This window comes from Bacillus sp. HNG (genome assembly GCF_003400205.1).
GTDB lineage: Bacteria > Bacillota > Bacilli > Bacillales > Bacillaceae_L > Ferdinandcohnia.
The window spans coordinates 97,885-114,434 of sequence record NZ_QUQV01000001.1 but is presented as its reverse complement, the minus strand read 5'-3'; the positions used below and the strand labels follow the sequence as shown (position 1 = coordinate 114,434).

Sequence of the window (16,550 nt, the reverse complement as noted above, 5' to 3'; positions counted from 1 at the left end):
ACCCGGTTGATTGCCGAGTTTACTGTTCATGTACGGGTAAGACAATTTTAAATTCAGTCATTATTGAATTTGAGATACATCCAATAGTGCCCCCATGTTTTTCAATAATTTTTTTACAAACGAAAAGACCAATTCCTGTTCCAAATTCTTTTGTTGTATAAAATGGTTCGAAAATGGTCGCCAAAGATTCTTTAGGAATGGCGGGTCCATTATTCATAACCGATAGTAAAATCTGATTATTTATATGATGTCCATTAATCCAGATGTTGCGGTCGAAATCCCTTTGTTTTAACGCATCTATAGAGTTCATTAAAATATTTAGCAAGACCTGTCTGATTTCATCCTTATTTACGGTAATTACAATATCAGATTCAATATCAATATGAACTTTTACCTCACTATCTAAAATACTTGCATAAATAAATTCCGTGATTTCAGTAAATAAATCCAGTAAAGATACTTGATTTTCATTGCTGTCAATTAATTCTTTTTTAGAAACGTGTAAAAACTGCGAAATTTTATAGTTTAATTGATTTAATTCATGACTAATAATATCTAAATATTTAATGTCTGGGTTTTCATTCCCTATTAATTTTACAAAGCCGATTACTGCTGTTAGTGGATTCCGGAACTCATGAACAAAGGTCGATGCCATTTGCCCTAAAATCGTAAGGCGCTCCTGGTGGCTCTGGTCTATGTATTGTATCTTTTCCTGAAGCATCTTTTCTTTCATTTCTGTATATTTGGATACAGCATGATAGGAAAATAAATCAAATATCCGATTAACCTCTTCAAAAACAGGGTCCAGTTGATCATGATCAATGTTTGATCTATATATGTATTTTAAAATTTCAGTTCTTCCAAGGTTTACATTATAGACAAATTCCCCAATATTTATATTCGACTCAACGCGTTCCTCAGCTAATTTATAGGCAAATGTCTTAAGTTTTTCTTCATCAATTGGATTAATTAATGAATTTTTGATCATTTCAAACATAGTTAAGCCATTTAATATCAATTTGTCTTTATGAAAATCATTCTCGGACATCACCGTCTTATCTTTCCATGATTTTAAAAATATCGATAAATTGCTTTCGAGGAAATATACGAGTTCACCAATTACTGGATTCATTTATGTCAAGTCCTTTCAATCTATCTTTTAAAGGCACAAAATCAAAGTTATTTATTATATTCTACAAACTTCGCATTTTCCCTTTTTGAATTTTTAAAAAATTAAAATAGTAGACAAGTTTTATAGTGGGCCAAGCATACATTATAAAGAGATAAACTATAGGAGGGTTGATTGATGAATTTTATCGTGATTAAAAGGAGTTGGATTGTAACAGCTTTCGTTGCTGCAGTGGTAATAATTGGAGGATGGATATGGCTGAAGCCTGAAATCATACCTACAATCGCCCCACAAGCAGCGAAAAACGATGTTGTGATACATATCACAACTGGAGAACTGAAATCAAAAATGGATGATGGCAAAGAAATCGAGTCCTATTTCTGGAATCCAGGAACGGTATATGTTCCTCAGGGTAAAGATGTAACCTTCAATATTTATGGGGTAAATGGCAAGGAGCACTCCTTCTATATCGAAGGTACAGACATTAAAGGTACTGTGAAAAAAGGAGAAGAAATTTCGCTCAAAGCTAATTTTAAGGATGAAGGCATGTACCGCATTATTTGTTTAAATCACTCTGACAAAAACAGTAATGGTCCGATGATTGGTTATATTGTTGTGGATTAATAGAAATTTGACGATAATCTCAGCTAGGACTGTAAAGAAAAACAGGAGAGTTGCCTCTCCTGTTTTTAGATTTTACGAACAGTTATTGCATTTGTTGTCTTTTTCAGAATACAATCCTCGATATCGGCTTGTCCAAGCAGGCCCAGCGTAATTGCCGCTTCAATTTTCTGTTGATCAGGCTGTTTAATAACTTGAATGCAATCGTTCAAATTTAACTCTTCTAAACGATTAACCATTTTTTCATCATGGTAGCTTTCAGACCAACGTATTTGTCGTTGTATCTTGAAATCTCCTACGACTGACTCTCCTTTTTCATGTTTTCCTACAGTTTCATCAAAATAAACATTTAAGACCTTTTTCATCTCTTTTAATTCTTTCTCAATTTCCTTCGCTTTTTCACTTAATGTAAAATATCTTGTAATAAGTTCTTCTGGAATTTGTGTAAAAGGCTTTGATTCTTGCATGCTCTTCACCCCATTTACCTTGATACTTCATCATATGATAAGGGATGATATATCATTCTATTAAAGAAAAAATCCAGCTAAAACAGCTGGATTCATAGTTTTAAAATATTAACGCTTAATGCATCCACCGGTTCCATTAATACATTCAATAATGTTTTTGTTCCTAAATTTAATGGCAGTACATGATTTGTGATGGTATTTATTCTCAAAAATGAGTAAGGATTTAGTATCAAGGCATTCTCAATACTCCATAGACCAACTTCAAACAGTTCGGTTATCAGACATCTCACTTACAGATTTACTCTCCACATTACAAGTAAAAATTGAATCCGAACAAAAAAAGACAACTCCCTCACATGATTATGAAAATGATGCCCTTCTCTTATTTAACCAATGGATTATACGGTCAGGGAACTTTCAGCAAAGTGTAGAAAACATTATCTCAGGATTTGTCCATTGTCTTCCTTTTACCCGCTGTGCGTTGTTTACACACGAGAGAGAAAATGGCGTGGGTTTAATGGGTTATCGTTTAAAGGATATTGAAAAAATTACTGAAAACATTTCAAACATACTACCTGTCGTACATAACATCAAAAAGCTCATTAATCTACAACCCATTTACATCGCAAATGCCGAAGACCATTTCCCTGCTGAATATGTTCAAAAATTCAAGCTAAAATCAGTCGTAATGGTCCCGCTATTTGTTTCTTCTAAAAATAAACTAACCGGAATTGCTATTCTTGATTGTGGTGAGAATACGTCTTTTGAGTTATCACAGGAATTTTTGATCCCGTTGATGAGGTTTGGCCAGAGTGCTGCAGAATTGCTTGATGCCCACTGGGAAGGTAGAATGTCTTCAATGACACCAGTGACAGAAAAACCGTTAACACCTAGGGAAATCGATGTACTTCAGTTAATGGCCAATGGTTTATCAATATCAGAGGCTGCAAATGAATTAAAGCTAAGCAGCTATACTGTCAGAGATTATGTATCGACAATCATCAAAAAGTTAGGTGCGAAAAATCGGACTCATGCAGCAGTACTTGGGGCTTCAAGGGGTATTATTAGTCTGTAAGCATAATTGTAAGGAGCAAAGCCTTTTGCGAGCGGCTTTGCTCCCTTTCAATTTAGATACTCTTATACAATAGCTTTTTTAATAAAGGAAACAGTACATCTGGTAGTTGGTCGATGTTAGGGACTAAAATGCTGTACTTTCCGTAAATGTTTTGAATCGTTGTTTTCTGACCTTCATCAATCTCTCCATTTGATAAGAAAACATTAATAACCTCAATGCCGTGTTTCCGTGCTTTTAGAACAGCTTCATGTGTATCAATAATTCCATTTTGCTCATAATCAAATGCTGCAGGTTCACCGTCAGAAAAAACAAGTAAGAATTTTTGTTTTTCACTACGCTGTAACAGTTTTTTCGTTTGTAAACGAATCGAAAAACCATCACGATTGTCTTCCTCTGGTTCAAGCTGCATGATTTCCGCACCATAGCTTCGTTTCAGACTAGAATCAAAATCAATCACCGTTTGCATATAATTCGGTTGCTTCGTACTATCTGCATCATTGGTATCCTCCCAGAAACCTGTTACATCATGAGGAACCTGAACTGATTTTAAAGCTTCATGAAACAGTGCAATCCCAAGCTTCGTTTGATCCATTTTATCGTACATTGAAGCGGAGCAATCAACTAATAACGAGAATACTGCATCAATTTGATGGGATGGCTGTTCTTTTTTATAAAATAATCTTGGATTGTCATCCGTAAAAATACGAATAAGCTTTTTATTTAATCTTCCAAAATGTAAATCTCCTCTTGGAAGATTCTTTTTATGTTCCAATGTTTTTAAAATCATTTGTTTAAGCTTTTTCTGATACGGAGCAATGATTGCTTTATTTTTTTCGTATTGAATAACCTCATCATCTAAAGGCTTTCGGGCATTCTTGAAGACTGGATATGCAAATCGATTATCTTTTCCAAATTCCGATTCTGAGGAACCTTCCTTTTCGGAATGAATCATTTCCATTGCTTCAAGTTTGGAGTAATCGCTGTTTTTGCTTTGACGAGACGAACCTTGGGCAATCCCTAACGCTTGGTCACCCTCTTCGCCTTCTCTTGCTCCTTCCCCCATCAAATTCGTTCTTGAACCTTGTTCCAAATCAAATTGTAAAAAACTTTTTGTTGGTGTGCTTGTTTCACGATGCCAGGTTTCGAACTTTTCCTCATGGATATCCTCATCCCCTTTTTTTACATCATCAAGCACATCATTGTTTTTCAACTTATCCTTGCGTTTTAAATCGGTGATTGTCAAACCGTCCTCAAGGATGGCATAATCAAGCTCTGGTAAATGAAAATAGGTATTTAACATATCTTCATCTAGGACATCCTCTAACACATCAATGATTTCTTTACAAATCTTTATAATGTCTTTCGTTGATTTTGCATCAAAAACTTTCGCAATTTGGCCTCGTATAAAAGGAATGACAAGGTCAATTTTTTCTTGAATTGACGGAATCTCCTCAAGTGGGGATTCAGCTGTTAACAGTAAAAATAGTGCATTAAACAGAGAATCGGTTGGAACGCTCTTAACCATATTTACATGAAGCTGATCGTCATAATACTTCCGATAAATTCTTCGTCTTTCAGAAAAAGACTTCCGTGTTCCCGGCCGTTCTTTTATACAAAGCTCTTCTAATCGAAAATCTTCAAAAAGCATGAACAGCTGTTTTGCAAAACTTGGAAGGTCATTTCTTTTACAATACTTCACATATTGATCAATTTCCTTAAAATCCGTGTAGTTCATACTGCCAATTGTTCGTAAAAAGACATCACTTAATAATCCATTTCGTTTGTCGTTTGTTGGGCGATTGTCCCAAAAATGACTAATGATGACTTTTTGTTGAATCGGATCGAGGTATGATTTATAGCCTAACTCCACTTCAAGTTCAGGATTTTTCGAGATTGTTTTGGCAAGGTCGGATAATTCCATGAACAAAAAGGAGTCGACCTTTTTATCATTAAATTGAATAAATCTCATTGGTAAAACCTCACTCAAACAGAGTTTCTGCTATATTTTTAACCGCTGCTTTCTCTCGATCATCTTCAAGTTTTTCAATAATACCGCGTTCGATGGCACGCAATGGTGGCATATACATCGCTAAATCACAAGTATCAATCAATGCACGAATGGATGCCGCCTCTTCAGACAGCATTCCTCCACGAACCTGGGTGATTAAATCAGATGATAAGGAAACAAATCTATTGATTAGTTGTTCATCCTGTAAGGCAGTTTGTGATTGAAGCACTTCCTTTAGCGTTTCTCCTTGAATATAAGGAACGTCAATGACAACAAAGCGGTTTTTCAACGCTTCATTTAAAGGGACCGTTCCAACATAGCCCTCATTAATCGCAGCAATAACACCAAAGCCATTCTCGGCACGAACAACTTCAGCCGTAAACGGATTCGTAATCATTTTTCGATAATCAAGCACCCCGTTTAAAATCGGCAAGGTTTCTGGCTTCGCCATATTGATTTCATCGATGTATAGGAGATATCCTTTTTTCATTGCATTGATAACAGGTCCTGCAACAAATTCGATTTTCATCTTACCTTCTTGCTCTTGGATCGTTTTATAGCCAAGTAACGCTTCTGCATCCAGGTCGACGGAACAGTTAATACTGTACATAGGCTGTTGAAATAAATGAGAAATGGTTTCAGCCAGCTTGGTTTTCCCTGAACCTGTTGGACCCTTTAAGAGCACGTTTTTGCCAATACTTAGGGCAATGATGGCATCTCGAATAATATTGATATCTGATGGTGTATATCCCCCTTTGCCGATTAAAAGCTCATCAGCAGAAACACGATTCTTTCTATTTGAAATTTCAGTTTGTATATTTGTCGGTAACTTCAATTCGTCTAGTTGAATTGTCATGAAGTATCAAATCCTCTCATACTTATCTTTGTACCCTGATGTATTTTATCGAAGTTTGGACTATAGGGCAATCAATACACCTTGAAATTCAAGTATTTGTGCCATTTTTACTGAAAGTATGGTATGATATTAATAAATACTCGTAAAATACAAATAGACCGCAGATGTTGGCAGCATCTACGGTCTAGCAATAGAATGGTCCCACTAAGAGGATCAGCCTAAGATGAAATAGACCTCACCCGATTTTTAGCGGAATAAGGGAGGTCTATTTTTTATTGTTGTCAAAAGATAAAATCGCAACAACAAGAGACGCAAACGAAAGCATAATCACAAGGCTCTCATAAATCGTCATATAGGCATCACCCCCTTTCACTTGGGAGCTTAGCCGACCACCCTTATGGACAATCTATTGCCATTTTATTATAGCACATTTTACCATACGAACACACGTTTCATTTAAAATTGGTTCTTTAGACTCACAAGTGAACCGTCAAGGTTAGCCTTGATGGCATCTTCTTTCTTATTCAAATGCTCTCCTATATAAGAAACAAGTTCATTATCAAAGGCTAAGCCACTTGCATATTGACGTTTCACAAAACGCTCCGCTTCTTCAAATGTTGAAAACTTTGCGTCAAGAGTTTTCTTCTCATGATGGATAACCCATCGATCCTCTTTTTTGAAAACAAACGACTTTTCTCCTTTTCGATTCACAAGAAGAGTCCCATGTTCGTTCCCTTTGACGTTATATTGGTTTTCAGGTGCATCATGGCGAATCGCATATAATGGAAACGTATTTTTCACAAAAAGCTCAAATGCCGTGTCACCAAGTGAACAGCCAGAAGCCTTTGGATGTCCCCCGCCACCATATCGCTTTGCAAATTCCGATACGTCTACATCATCGTGAATTGTACGAAGTCCAATCTTTTTCGTACCAACATTTAATAGCGCAATCAAGTCCAAGTGTGGATTTAGTTTACCAAGTGCATTTCCAAGCTCAGAAATATATTGCTCAGCATGAACCACACCAACACAATAATCCTCGATAAACGTCTGAACGATTTGTCTATTTTTCGAATTAATATAACGCTCAATTTTCTTGTCCTCAGTATCTAATAAGAAATCTTCAGCCTCTGTTAACTGGAAGGAATCTCTGTTCGTTTGAAGTCTTTCAAGCATTTTTTCCTCAAATTCTTCAATTCCAATAATAAAAAATAAATCATTAAGTCGCTTTGCTTCAACTCGATTTTCAGACTCCCACTCCCATGTGTCATAAAGTCTTACAAGCTCGATAAATTCTTCTAATCCTTTATGTTCTTGAATGAGATTTTTTTCAAGAAGAAATTCATAGTAAAGTGAGGTTGCACACGTCTTCTTGCCTGATTCATATTCAGCCAGGACAAAACCCCAATCATACTTATTAAAATGCATCGCCGTTTTGTGATGATCTACCATTTGTATATGGTGCCCGGCTTTATGTCTTTTTTCCAATGCTTTTTCATTTTTGTCATTGACCGCAAGATCAGTTATGTATACCTTTGCTTGATTGTGATCAGGATTTTCAATATATTTTTCCACACGCTCGTTTAAGTTTCGGTAAGAGCAATAGGAGACATCAACTTCATCACCAAATGCTAGCTTGGCAACAAGTCCACATCCTACTCCATCTAAATCACTATCTGAAAATAACTTTATCAAGTTGGATTCCCCCTTCACTCTTAGTTTCGATTATAATGGTAATTTTCATACCCGTTTACTACTTTACACCAAAAAAGAGAAAAGAACGAGTCTTGTATGTTGGTAAGAATAAATTTTTCCTTCAATCATGTCATTTTTGTGATATAATCCATTAATCAATATGGAAGGTAGAAGGAAATGTAATGAACCAAACATTTAATCTAACAGAAAAATATAAATTATTTGTGCATATCCTCTTTCCTATTCTCATTACACAGGTAGGTCTAAATCTCATCAATTTTGTGGATACGATGATGTCAGGGCGTGCCGGGGCAAATGATCTTGCCGGTGTAGCGATTGGATCGAGTCTTTGGGTACCAGTGTATACTGGATTGTCAGGAATTTTAGTAGCCATCACACCTATAATCGCTCAGTATGTAGGTGCCAAACAAAGGGATAAAGTACCCTATTCGGTCATACAAGGTGTTTATATCTCGATTGTGATTGCACTAGTCGTCGCCATTGTTGGCTCCTTTGTGTTAGATCCGATTTTAGACCTCATGAAGCTTGAATCCGAGGTTCGCGAAATTGCAAAAGAATATATAATCGGGTTGTCATTTGGAATTGTACCACTTTTTGTGTATTCAGTATTGAGATCTTTTATTGATGCATTGGGTCACACGCGTGTATCGATGATTATCACTCTTTCTTCATTACCTATAAATGTGTTGTTTAATTACTTGTTGATTTTTGGGAAATTGGGCTTTCCTGAGTTAGGCGGTGCTGGTGCTGGATATGCTACTGCAATCACATATTGGCTGATCGTGATTATAGCTGTTTGGATTATTTTAAATCGAACACCATTTGTCGAGTATCGCGTATTTCGCAAACTTTATGCTGTGTCACTTCCAAGTTGGGGTGAAATATTGAAGCTCGGTTTGCCCATTGGGTTTGCAATCTTTTTCGAAACAAGTATTTTCTCTGCTGTGACGTTACTCATGAGTCAATTTAATACGATTACGATTGCAGCTCATCAGGTTGCTATCAATTTTTCGAGTTTGCTTTACATGATTCCGTTAAGTATTTCAATGGCTTTAACAATTGTGGTTGGTTTTGAGGTCGGTGCAAATCGATTTAAGGATGCAAAACAATATAGTGTTTTAGGCATATGTATTGCAGTGGTGATGGCACTTGTCTGTGCAATGATTATTTTAGTATTCCAAGAGCCGATTTCAAAAATGTACTCTACAAATGTAGCCGTTATTGAGTTAACAACTCAATTTTTGATTTATGCAATCTTCTTCCAGCTCTCAGATGCAATCGCAGCACCGATACAAGGAGCACTTCGCGGATATAAAGATGTAAACACAACCTTTGTAATGACACTTATCTCCTATTGGGTAATTGGATTACCGGTAGGGTATGTGTTGGCCCAATATACCAACCTTGGTGCGTTCGGATATTGGATAGGATTAATTGTCGGACTTGCCGCTGGTGCTATTACGTTATCAGGACGATTGCTGATTGTTCAGAAGAAAGTAGCTCAAGTCGAATTAGGTAAAGAATAGAGGGAAAACCAGCCTTTTAAAAGGGCTGGTTTTTTATTTAGGCTGTTTTCGCAAACTTTGTTGTATTTGGATCCGATTGCGCGAAGGAAAATAGTAATAACTGACCTTCTGTGATTTTAGCGGATGGTACGTGTTCCTTAGAAAATGCATGCATTTTCTACATGCGGTGGAGTTTCAAGGAAGCAAACTCAACATCCTGCGGGAATAGCGAGCCAAGCGAGACCCCGCAGTGAAGCGAGGAGGATTGCGAATCGCCCGTGGAAAACGAGTACCAAGAGCGGAAATCACACTATGTATAAAAGCAACAATCTTTTAGAAATGAGCCTTTAATTATTAACTTACCAAAATTGCTCTATGGTCATTATTTTGTATTTATGGCTATTATTCAATATTTATAAATTCGTTAGCAAACTTACCCCATCAACTCATTTAAATATTGAATCTCATTTTCATGCGAAAAATTGTTTTCATGAGGTGTTTCAAGTACAAATGGAATATCACCAAACACTGAACTTGATAAAAACTCCTTGATTTGCTCCACTTTTATCTCCCCGTACGGAATATTGGCATGGCGGTCTTTCATAGACCTTGTCGGGTAGACGGAATTATTTAAATGGACAGCCTTAAGATGAGCAAAATAGTCGAGCTCTGTCCCTTTTGACTCGACTTCACGCCAATTATCACCATCCCAGACACCACTTGCGTAGAGATGACATGTATCTAAACAAAAACCTAGTTTTTCTGGATAGTCAGTCAGTTGTCTAACTTGAACAAGCTCCTCTACCATTGTTCCAGTTGGTCCACTTTTTCCAGCATTATTTTCTAACAAGATAAGTGCTTCTCCATCCCATCTCGATAGCACTTCATTAAGTGTTTCAATCATCCGTTGATAGCCTTCAAGAGGATTGGTGGCATTTTTTAATACTCCAAAATGAACAACAACTCCAATTGAACCGCATTCATTTGCAATCTCCAAATCATTTAATAAAGAATCGATAACAAGCCCTATTTGATCCTTATCAGCCACTAAATTTGTAGGATATGGTGTGTGAGCAATTGTTAATAAATCATGGGCTTTACAATATTTCGCGCATTCGTTTGCATCATGACGATCAAATTCTTTTACTGTCAGGCTTCGTGGGTTTTTCGGGAAGTACTGAAACGCATTTGCACCAATTTTTTTGGCATGACGAGCGGCACTTAAATACCCTTCCCGGATACTAATATGACTTCCAAATCTCATGGTTTCGTCTCCTATACTACATATACATTTAGTTTTTCAATATAGAAAGGAACTATGCAATAAAGTGAAACTTCCATCAGTGGATCCACTGATGGAAGTTGAGGCACACATGATGTGGGTCACAAAGACGTTGTCACAGGACGTGGCGTTCTTAGTCTTTGTTCATATAATCGGCCTTTTACTGGAAGTTGATTCCTTATCTATCTTTTTTGAATACATCCTTTCTAAAGTAAAGGGGCTTACTGCCAGTTAAAGCGGTAAAAATGGGCATACTAGTTTTCGAGGTGATAATTTTGGAAAATTTACCATCCAAAGAAGAGACAGTCATTGATAAATCAATTGAGGAATTAGAAGAAGAGATGGGCTTATATATTGTCTCACCTGAAAAAATTAGTTCAATTATGGGAGAAGAGCAATAAAAAAGAGCGAAATTCCGTTCGCTCTTTTGGTTGGTCGTCACTTTACATTTAATGAAAATATGATAATAGACTTGCTGTTCTCCAAATAATCACAAATGAACATAAACTAATAACCGTTGCACTAATGATTTTGGCTACTATTTTGTGGGTTCCTTTAAAAATCGAATGTGCGAAGGAAAATGCAAAGATCAAAAATAAGATGACTGAAATTTCCATATACATGTTCATCTCCATAAAAATACCCCTTTCATTACTCGATTTGCTGAGATATTTTGACGAGCCCCGCTTGTATATGCACAGATTATAAAGGAAACCTAGAAGTTGTACAACTGCTTTTTGAACTATTTGTAAATTTTTTCTTATTTTATTTACATTTTCTTCACATTTTCCATTTCTTCGAGATACACATGTTGGATGTGAAGTTTATCTTCAATTGGTAAGCTTGATTCAAAAACTCGTTTACTCGCCATGAAAAATTTTTCATACGGCGTTTTTCGTAACCTTGGATGGGTTAACTCATCCTGCAAGTCCCTCTGAATAGTGGACCGAAGGATATCCTCACTACTTAGGTCCTTTTGCCACAGCCTTCTATTCATCCAAAGTGATTGGTATGCTTTTAAAAGTCGATCATAATCAACTGGATAATTCTCCATGATTTAAAGAGCTCCTTTTAAGTCTAATGGCACAATGCTCCTATTTCCTAGTCGTCGAATTTATAGGTCCAATATACTTCAGTACGAAGCCAATCCAATACTTCATTTTCTTTGTTATCGATTTTCTGAAGTAAATTACCCATGAGTCCCTCTGTTTGGGAACGATGTGCTTTTAATGTTGCAATTTTCTTGTTTAATACTTCACTTACATCGAATTCGACATCATGCTCACCGATTTTTTCAACACGGTCGTGGGTGATGGCTTTGCAATAAACCTTTGGTCTGTTTTCTTTCGGAATTCGCTTCACCGCCCGAATGGTTGCTTCACCTGTCGCGTCATGGTCAGGGTGAACGCCGTGTCCAGGATAAAATGTAATAACAAGTGACGGGTTTACTTCCTTGATGATTTTTTCAATGGTATCGGCAATTTTTTCAGGATCTAAAAATTCCAATGTTTTATCACGATATCCTAGCATGCGGAGATCTGTAATTCCACATGCCTTACAAGCTTCTTTAAGCTCTTTTTTACGTATCTCGGGTAATGTCTCTCTCGTTGCAAAAAACGGATTTCCAAGATTTCTGCCCATTTCCCCTAATGTTAAGCAAGCATATGTTACGGGAACCCCTTTTTGGGTGTTTAAGCTGATGTAACCTGACACTCCAAATGCTTCATCATCTGGATGTGGTAGTACGATTAAAATATGTCGTTCCATTTTACTACTCCTTTTTTCAAAATATGCCTTTTAAAGTTGTCCTAGAATGGGGTGCTGCTGATTTGAAGAGCGACAGCTAGCTTACCTTCTTCATCATGTCCAGCGAGTAATAATCGATCCTTCTCGTCTAATTCCCAATCTGTTAGTCCTTCCGCATAAATCCAGCCTAGGTCCATCTTAAGTCCTACACGGTATGGGTCATTTCCGACGATTTTTCCTTCTGTATACGTAACAAGGGCATTTCGAATAAATGCACCTGCTGATGTTTTTCGAGCACCTGAATGAACAGCGTATGCACCGTTTGTGGTTTCAAGGTGAATATAAACGTTTTGATTGGCAAAACGGTTAATTAATTCCTGTATGTCTTCTTTCTTTATCGGTTTCAAATGTGAATCCTCCAAACTCTAAATAAATTAATCCTATTTAAATATTACCTTTTATATCAATAAAATTCCAATAATGCGAATTAAAAAATGAAATAAGTTGCAATTCATAGTATATCTGGTATGATTTTCTTTTTATTGGTTATATTACCTATATGGAGAAGGTGGTGAACAAATTGGCAAGAGAAAACCTTGAACTTGTTAATAATATGGAATTTGGCATTACATCAAAATTCATTCCGAACTTATGCGAAGCAAAAACGTTAAGAGTTGTTGAAATAAATCAATCATCTGTACGAATAGAGCTTGAATCAAAGCAAAAAGGTGTTTTCCCGATCTCTCATTTTCAATACTTAATCCGTCATGGGGCATTGGTATTATCTAAAAATGATGACGAAGAAACAGCATAATAGAAAACAACCATCCGAACAGATGGTTGTTTTTCTACTTTAGATTATTCACCTAAATTTTCTTCTTTTAATACAGATTCGATTCCTTCTAGTGCAGCATCTGCATCATTTCCTTCAGCTTGTACCACAATTTGAGAGCCTTTTGGTACGCCTAAAGACATTACACCCATAATTGATTTAAGATTTACAGATTTTCCGTTAAAGCTTAGTGTAATTTCTGATTGATATTGACTTGCTTTATGTACGAGCTTTGTAGCTGGTCTAGCATGTAAGCCAGCATCACTTGTAATGGTAAAAGTTTTTTCTGCCATATTTATCCCTCTTTCTAATATTCATTCTCCTATAGAATAGCCATTAATCGTCCTGATAATCAAGTATAATTTTTAGATTTGGCAATTTGCACAAAAAAAAGTTTTACGAGATGACACATCTTTCTTCACAATCACCGAACCACAGCGGGTACAAGGCTCCCCTTCTCGATCATGCACTTTAAATTTCCCTTGAAAACCTCCTGTAAGTTGATCTCCTTTAAAAAGTGGCAAATCGATGTATCCACCATAGCGAATGCCCTCCTGTAAAACAGAACGAATAGATGCATGCAACTTTAGAAACTGAGATTGATCTAGTGAGTTTAGTTTACGGGTTGGTAACAGACCAGCAGCAAAGCAAATCTCATCAGAATACCGATTTCCAATTCCAGCGATAAATTGTTGATCAACTAGTGTTGACTTTATTTTTCCCTTTTTACTTTCTGTTAATTGTTGAAAAGTCTGGACTGTAAAACTTGGCTCAAGTGGCTCCGGACCAAGGTCGGCAAATTCTTCTTCTACTTCTTTTGAAGTTAGGAGATGTAAGTAGCCTAATCGGAGTCCGATAAATGTAAGCCTGTGTGAGTCGAAGCTAAGAATAACTTGCTTTGTCCTTGAAATGATATCGTCATCTGATTCAATGTACATTAATCCACCCAACATGAGGTGTAGCAGGAGTGCTTTACCGCTAGCAAGGTTAAAAATGAGGTGCTTTCCCCTTCGATGAATGTGGGTAATTTTATTGTCAATAAGTTGGTTTTTAAAATCGGCAACCGAGCTATTAATCGACTTTTCACGGTTTACCTCGACGTCTTTAATTGTATGTCCTGCAAGTTTTCGTTGGAGGAGGTTTTTATACGTTTCCATTTCGGGCAATTCAGGCATAGGTGCACCACCTTTTACATTAGCTTGAGCTAATGTAAAGGTTTCATGTATGGATATTCATCTAGTGTTTTATAATTTTTGGGGCGGGTTTGCTTCAATCTTCTTCTATCTCAATTTCTGTGTAGGTTTCTTGTTGTTGGGGATTCTCAAATTCAGAGGATGGTTCTACTTCTTCTTGATGGTGAGATTCATCTTGACTTTTCGGATTTTGCATTTCTTCCTTTGCAGCTCTTATCTTTTCAAAATCTTTTTTCATCTGTGCATTTATTTGTTGCGGTACACTTCCATAAGTTGCTCCGATATTTAGTGTACCACTCAGACTATTAATACCGAGTTGTGCAAAATTGTTATTCTGTTCATATTTATCTACATATAGCTTGTCTATATAGACGGGTTGAAAGGGAACTTCTGTTGACTCCGCTGCATCAATAGGATTATCTGCACATTCACAAGTTTGTTGCTGTTGTTCCCCTACTTGTTTAACTATTATCTTTTGTTCTTCGCACATCCATTCAAAATTTTGTTCCAACGAAAGGAGTTTAGATTCCAAGGAGTCTAGATGCACGCTGATTCTTGGATCTATAACTGTTTCTTGACCTTCATTCCTTTTTAACATGTCATTTTCACTTTTCATTATAACAACCATTTGACTTTCTAACTGTTGAATTTTTTTCTGCAATTTTTCTTCTCTTTGTTCAAAAGACGCAAACTTTTCTGAAATCATCTTCTCTATTAAAGGAATTAATTCTTGGATTGTACTATTTTTTTTGTCTTCATGTTTCGACGCAGGAGGTTTCTCCTTTGAGTTATAAATGGAAAGTCGTAGTTGCTTTTCAAAGTCCAATAATTTTTTTATTTGGACTTCCAGTGCGTTCATTCGTAAATTCAATTTATCCAGATCATTGATATTCGGTTCTCTTGGACCTTTTTGATTGAACATCCCTTTAATCGGCATTTATTTTCTTCCTCACTCTTATTTTCATATTAATCAATCGGGACGTATTCTTCATTCCTAAATTGTCTTTTATAGGTTATAAGAAGTAGTCCATTCCTAAAAGTTGCCCGGATCTGATCTGGGAAGGTGGCTTCAGGGAGTTGAATGCTTCGCTCAAAGGAACCATTAAATCTTTCCTGCTGCAACGGTTGTCCAGGATGCACTATATTGCTATTTCCTTTTAATAAAAGGTTTGTCCCAGATATAGACAAACGAATATCATGTTTTTGATATCCAGGTAATTCAGCGATGAGTAAAACATCACTATCCGTCATATAAATATCAGTTGGTGGAAAATTTTTATCACGATTAGGTTCAAATGGGCTGGCTGTTCCCTCACCCCCATGAGCTTTCATCAAATCTTCAAAGGAGGACTGGTCAAATATGTCTTTCCAAAAATCAGTAGTTTGATATTTTTTGGCCAAATCCATCCATTGCAGTATTTTATTCATATCCATGATGGATCCTCCTTGCCTTCTATTCAAAATCAAAAATAAATTCCTTCTAATTAATCCTATTACCTATTTCTAAATTCCATTCATAAAAATTAGTTAACATAATTTCTGTTTTGCTGCCATACTTATAACTATCATAAGAGAAAGGATCATGTCCGTATGTCTTTTTTACCAGTTAATATAAATATAAAACATATAAAACTAAATAATGTTGATCATTTAGGGGCTGTTTCTTTTGGTTCAACGATCAAACAAAATCGAAGTGTCACAGGAAAGAAAAATCAAGGTTTTGGTCAGCAACTTTCAGATGAAAGTCTAAAAATTTTCAGTACAAGTTGTGTGATTGACAATGAGCCCAATGATTCTAACTCCCAAAAAATTAATCGATAATACGAAGTGCAAATAAGATTAGAAAGGATGGCTACTATGGCTGGACCAGTTCCTTACATCAATATAAATATTCATATTATTAAAGTAAATTCATTTGAAAATGCCTCGGCTATCAATGTGGGTCAAAACCTTTTAGCTGAATGGCATAACTCGGACAAGAAAAATATGGGTTTTGGTCAAAATATGGGGGATGGAAGCGACTTTTTTGGCACAAGAAGTTTTGTCGATGACCGTGATCAACTGGATTCAAACTCTTCTTTTGAAGCTGCCAATCTGCCAAAACTGTAAGGATGTGATAG

22 protein-coding genes are annotated in these 16,550 nt (G+C 36.3%); 7 read left to right on the top strand and 15 right to left on the bottom strand.

Annotation, left to right across the window (positions count from 1 at the left end; all coding sequences use genetic code 11):
* Nucleotides 1-19 precede the first annotated feature (19 nt).
* The gene (locus tag DZB84_RS00535; RefSeq protein ID WP_116350301.1) at nt 20-1,132 is read right to left on the bottom strand and encodes a histidine kinase N-terminal domain-containing protein; all 1,113 of its coding nucleotides are present in this window, start codon (nt 1,130-1,132) and stop codon (nt 20-22) included.
* 174 nt (nt 1,133-1,306) lie between these two features.
* On the opposite strand from DZB84_RS00535, the gene DZB84_RS00530 reads away from it, so the two are divergent.
* The gene (locus DZB84_RS00530) at nt 1,307-1,753 is read left to right on the top strand and encodes a cupredoxin domain-containing protein (protein ID WP_116350300.1); all 447 of its coding nucleotides are present in this window, start codon (nt 1,307-1,309) and stop codon (nt 1,751-1,753) included.
* A 65-nt stretch (nt 1,754-1,818) separates the two neighbouring features.
* Here DZB84_RS00530 and DZB84_RS00525 read toward each other — a convergent pair whose 3' ends face one another.
* On the bottom strand, nt 1,819-2,217 hold the full coding sequence (locus tag DZB84_RS00525) for a hypothetical protein (RefSeq protein ID WP_116350299.1): 399 nt from the start codon (nt 2,215-2,217) through the stop codon (nt 1,819-1,821).
* A 211-nt stretch (nt 2,218-2,428) separates the two neighbouring features.
* On the opposite strand from DZB84_RS00525, the gene DZB84_RS00520 reads away from it, so the two are divergent.
* A complete protein-coding gene (locus DZB84_RS00520; protein WP_116350298.1) occupies nt 2,429-3,292 on the top strand; it encodes a response regulator transcription factor in 864 nt (287 codons plus the stop codon).
* Nucleotides 3,293-3,344: 52 nt separating this feature from the next.
* Here the strand turns inward: DZB84_RS00520 and DZB84_RS00515 are convergent, their stop codons facing one another.
* From DZB84_RS00515 to DZB84_RS00505, 4 genes are all read right to left on the bottom strand, one after another.
* Nucleotides 3,345-5,261 carry a vWA domain-containing protein gene (locus DZB84_RS00515; RefSeq protein ID WP_116350297.1) on the bottom strand — a complete coding sequence of 639 codons (1,917 nt, stop codon included), beginning with the start codon at nt 5,259-5,261 and terminating at the stop codon, nt 3,345-3,347.
* A 10-nt stretch (nt 5,262-5,271) separates the two neighbouring features.
* The gene (locus tag DZB84_RS00510; RefSeq protein ID WP_116350296.1) at nt 5,272-6,156 is read right to left on the bottom strand and encodes an ATP-binding protein; all 885 of its coding nucleotides are present in this window, start codon (nt 6,154-6,156) and stop codon (nt 5,272-5,274) included.
* A 265-nt stretch (nt 6,157-6,421) separates the two neighbouring features.
* A complete protein-coding gene (locus DZB84_RS25595; RefSeq protein WP_223254366.1) occupies nt 6,422-6,508 on the bottom strand; it encodes a putative holin-like toxin in 87 nt (28 codons plus the stop codon).
* 104 nt (nt 6,509-6,612) lie between these two features.
* A complete protein-coding gene (locus tag DZB84_RS00505; protein WP_116350295.1) occupies nt 6,613-7,851 on the bottom strand; it encodes a DHH family phosphoesterase in 1,239 nt (412 codons plus the stop codon).
* 182 nt (nt 7,852-8,033) lie between these two features.
* Here DZB84_RS00505 and DZB84_RS00500 point away from each other — a divergent pair, with 182 nt between their 5' ends.
* Complete coding sequence (locus DZB84_RS00500) at nt 8,034-9,398, top strand: MATE family efflux transporter (protein ID WP_116350294.1); 1,365 nt, start codon at nt 8,034-8,036, stop codon at nt 9,396-9,398.
* Between the two features lie 412 nt (nt 9,399-9,810).
* Here DZB84_RS00500 and DZB84_RS00495 read toward each other — a convergent pair whose 3' ends face one another.
* Nucleotides 9,811-10,641 (bottom strand): deoxyribonuclease IV, encoded by an 831-nt coding sequence (locus tag DZB84_RS00495; RefSeq protein WP_116350293.1) that lies wholly within the window; start codon nt 10,639-10,641, stop codon nt 9,811-9,813.
* A 293-nt stretch (nt 10,642-10,934) separates the two neighbouring features.
* Here DZB84_RS00495 and DZB84_RS25405 point away from each other — a divergent pair, with 293 nt between their 5' ends.
* Nucleotides 10,935-11,060 carry a hypothetical protein gene (locus DZB84_RS25405; protein WP_262983759.1) on the top strand — a complete coding sequence of 42 codons (126 nt, stop codon included), beginning with the start codon at nt 10,935-10,937 and terminating at the stop codon, nt 11,058-11,060.
* A 48-nt stretch (nt 11,061-11,108) separates the two neighbouring features.
* Here the strand turns inward: DZB84_RS25405 and DZB84_RS00490 are convergent, their stop codons facing one another.
* From DZB84_RS00490 to DZB84_RS00475, 4 genes are all read right to left on the bottom strand, one after another.
* Nucleotides 11,109-11,294, bottom strand: a complete 186-nt coding sequence (locus tag DZB84_RS00490; RefSeq protein WP_116350292.1) for a hypothetical protein — start codon at nt 11,292-11,294, stop codon at nt 11,109-11,111.
* A 134-nt stretch (nt 11,295-11,428) separates the two neighbouring features.
* Nucleotides 11,429-11,713: a hypothetical protein gene (locus DZB84_RS00485; RefSeq protein WP_116350291.1), complete on the bottom strand. Its 285-nt coding sequence runs from the start codon at nt 11,711-11,713 to the stop codon at nt 11,429-11,431.
* Nucleotides 11,714-11,760: 47 nt separating this feature from the next.
* Nucleotides 11,761-12,426 (bottom strand): bacillithiol biosynthesis deacetylase BshB2, encoded by a 666-nt coding sequence (gene bshB2 / locus DZB84_RS00480; RefSeq protein WP_116350290.1) that lies wholly within the window; start codon nt 12,424-12,426, stop codon nt 11,761-11,763.
* Nucleotides 12,427-12,467: 41 nt separating this feature from the next.
* Nucleotides 12,468-12,812 (bottom strand): YojF family protein, encoded by a 345-nt coding sequence (locus DZB84_RS00475; protein WP_116350289.1) that lies wholly within the window; start codon nt 12,810-12,812, stop codon nt 12,468-12,470.
* Between the two features lie 173 nt (nt 12,813-12,985).
* On the opposite strand from DZB84_RS00475, the gene DZB84_RS00470 reads away from it, so the two are divergent.
* Nucleotides 12,986-13,219, top strand: a complete 234-nt coding sequence (locus DZB84_RS00470; protein WP_116350288.1) for a hypothetical protein — start codon at nt 12,986-12,988, stop codon at nt 13,217-13,219.
* Nucleotides 13,220-13,263: 44 nt separating this feature from the next.
* On the opposite strand, the gene DZB84_RS00465 is transcribed toward DZB84_RS00470, so the two are convergent.
* The 4 genes from DZB84_RS00465 to DZB84_RS00450 all read right to left on the bottom strand — a co-directional run bounded on the left by DZB84_RS00465 (nt 13,264) and on the right by DZB84_RS00450 (nt 15,864).
* Nucleotides 13,264-13,530, bottom strand: coding sequence for a phosphocarrier protein HPr (locus DZB84_RS00465; RefSeq protein WP_116350287.1), 267 nt, complete (start codon nt 13,528-13,530; stop codon nt 13,264-13,266).
* A 72-nt stretch (nt 13,531-13,602) separates the two neighbouring features.
* On the bottom strand, nt 13,603-14,412 hold the full coding sequence (gene mutM / locus DZB84_RS00460; protein WP_116350286.1) for a bifunctional DNA-formamidopyrimidine glycosylase/DNA-(apurinic or apyrimidinic site) lyase: 810 nt from the start codon (nt 14,410-14,412) through the stop codon (nt 13,603-13,605).
* 94 nt (nt 14,413-14,506) lie between these two features.
* Entirely contained in the window at nt 14,507-15,367 is an 861-nt protein-coding gene (locus tag DZB84_RS00455) for a hypothetical protein (protein WP_116350285.1), read from the bottom strand.
* Nucleotides 15,368-15,396: 29 nt separating this feature from the next.
* On the bottom strand, nt 15,397-15,864 hold the full coding sequence (locus tag DZB84_RS00450; RefSeq protein ID WP_116350284.1) for an Hsp20/alpha crystallin family protein: 468 nt from the start codon (nt 15,862-15,864) through the stop codon (nt 15,397-15,399).
* Between the two features lie 156 nt (nt 15,865-16,020).
* Here DZB84_RS00450 and DZB84_RS00445 point away from each other — a divergent pair, with 156 nt between their 5' ends.
* Both DZB84_RS00445 and DZB84_RS00440 read left to right on the top strand, forming a co-directional pair.
* A complete protein-coding gene (locus DZB84_RS00445; protein WP_116350283.1) occupies nt 16,021-16,251 on the top strand; it encodes a hypothetical protein in 231 nt (76 codons plus the stop codon).
* 36 nt (nt 16,252-16,287) lie between these two features.
* Nucleotides 16,288-16,539 (top strand): hypothetical protein, encoded by a 252-nt coding sequence (locus DZB84_RS00440; RefSeq protein ID WP_116350282.1) that lies wholly within the window; start codon nt 16,288-16,290, stop codon nt 16,537-16,539.
* Nucleotides 16,540-16,550: the final 11 nt, after the last annotated feature.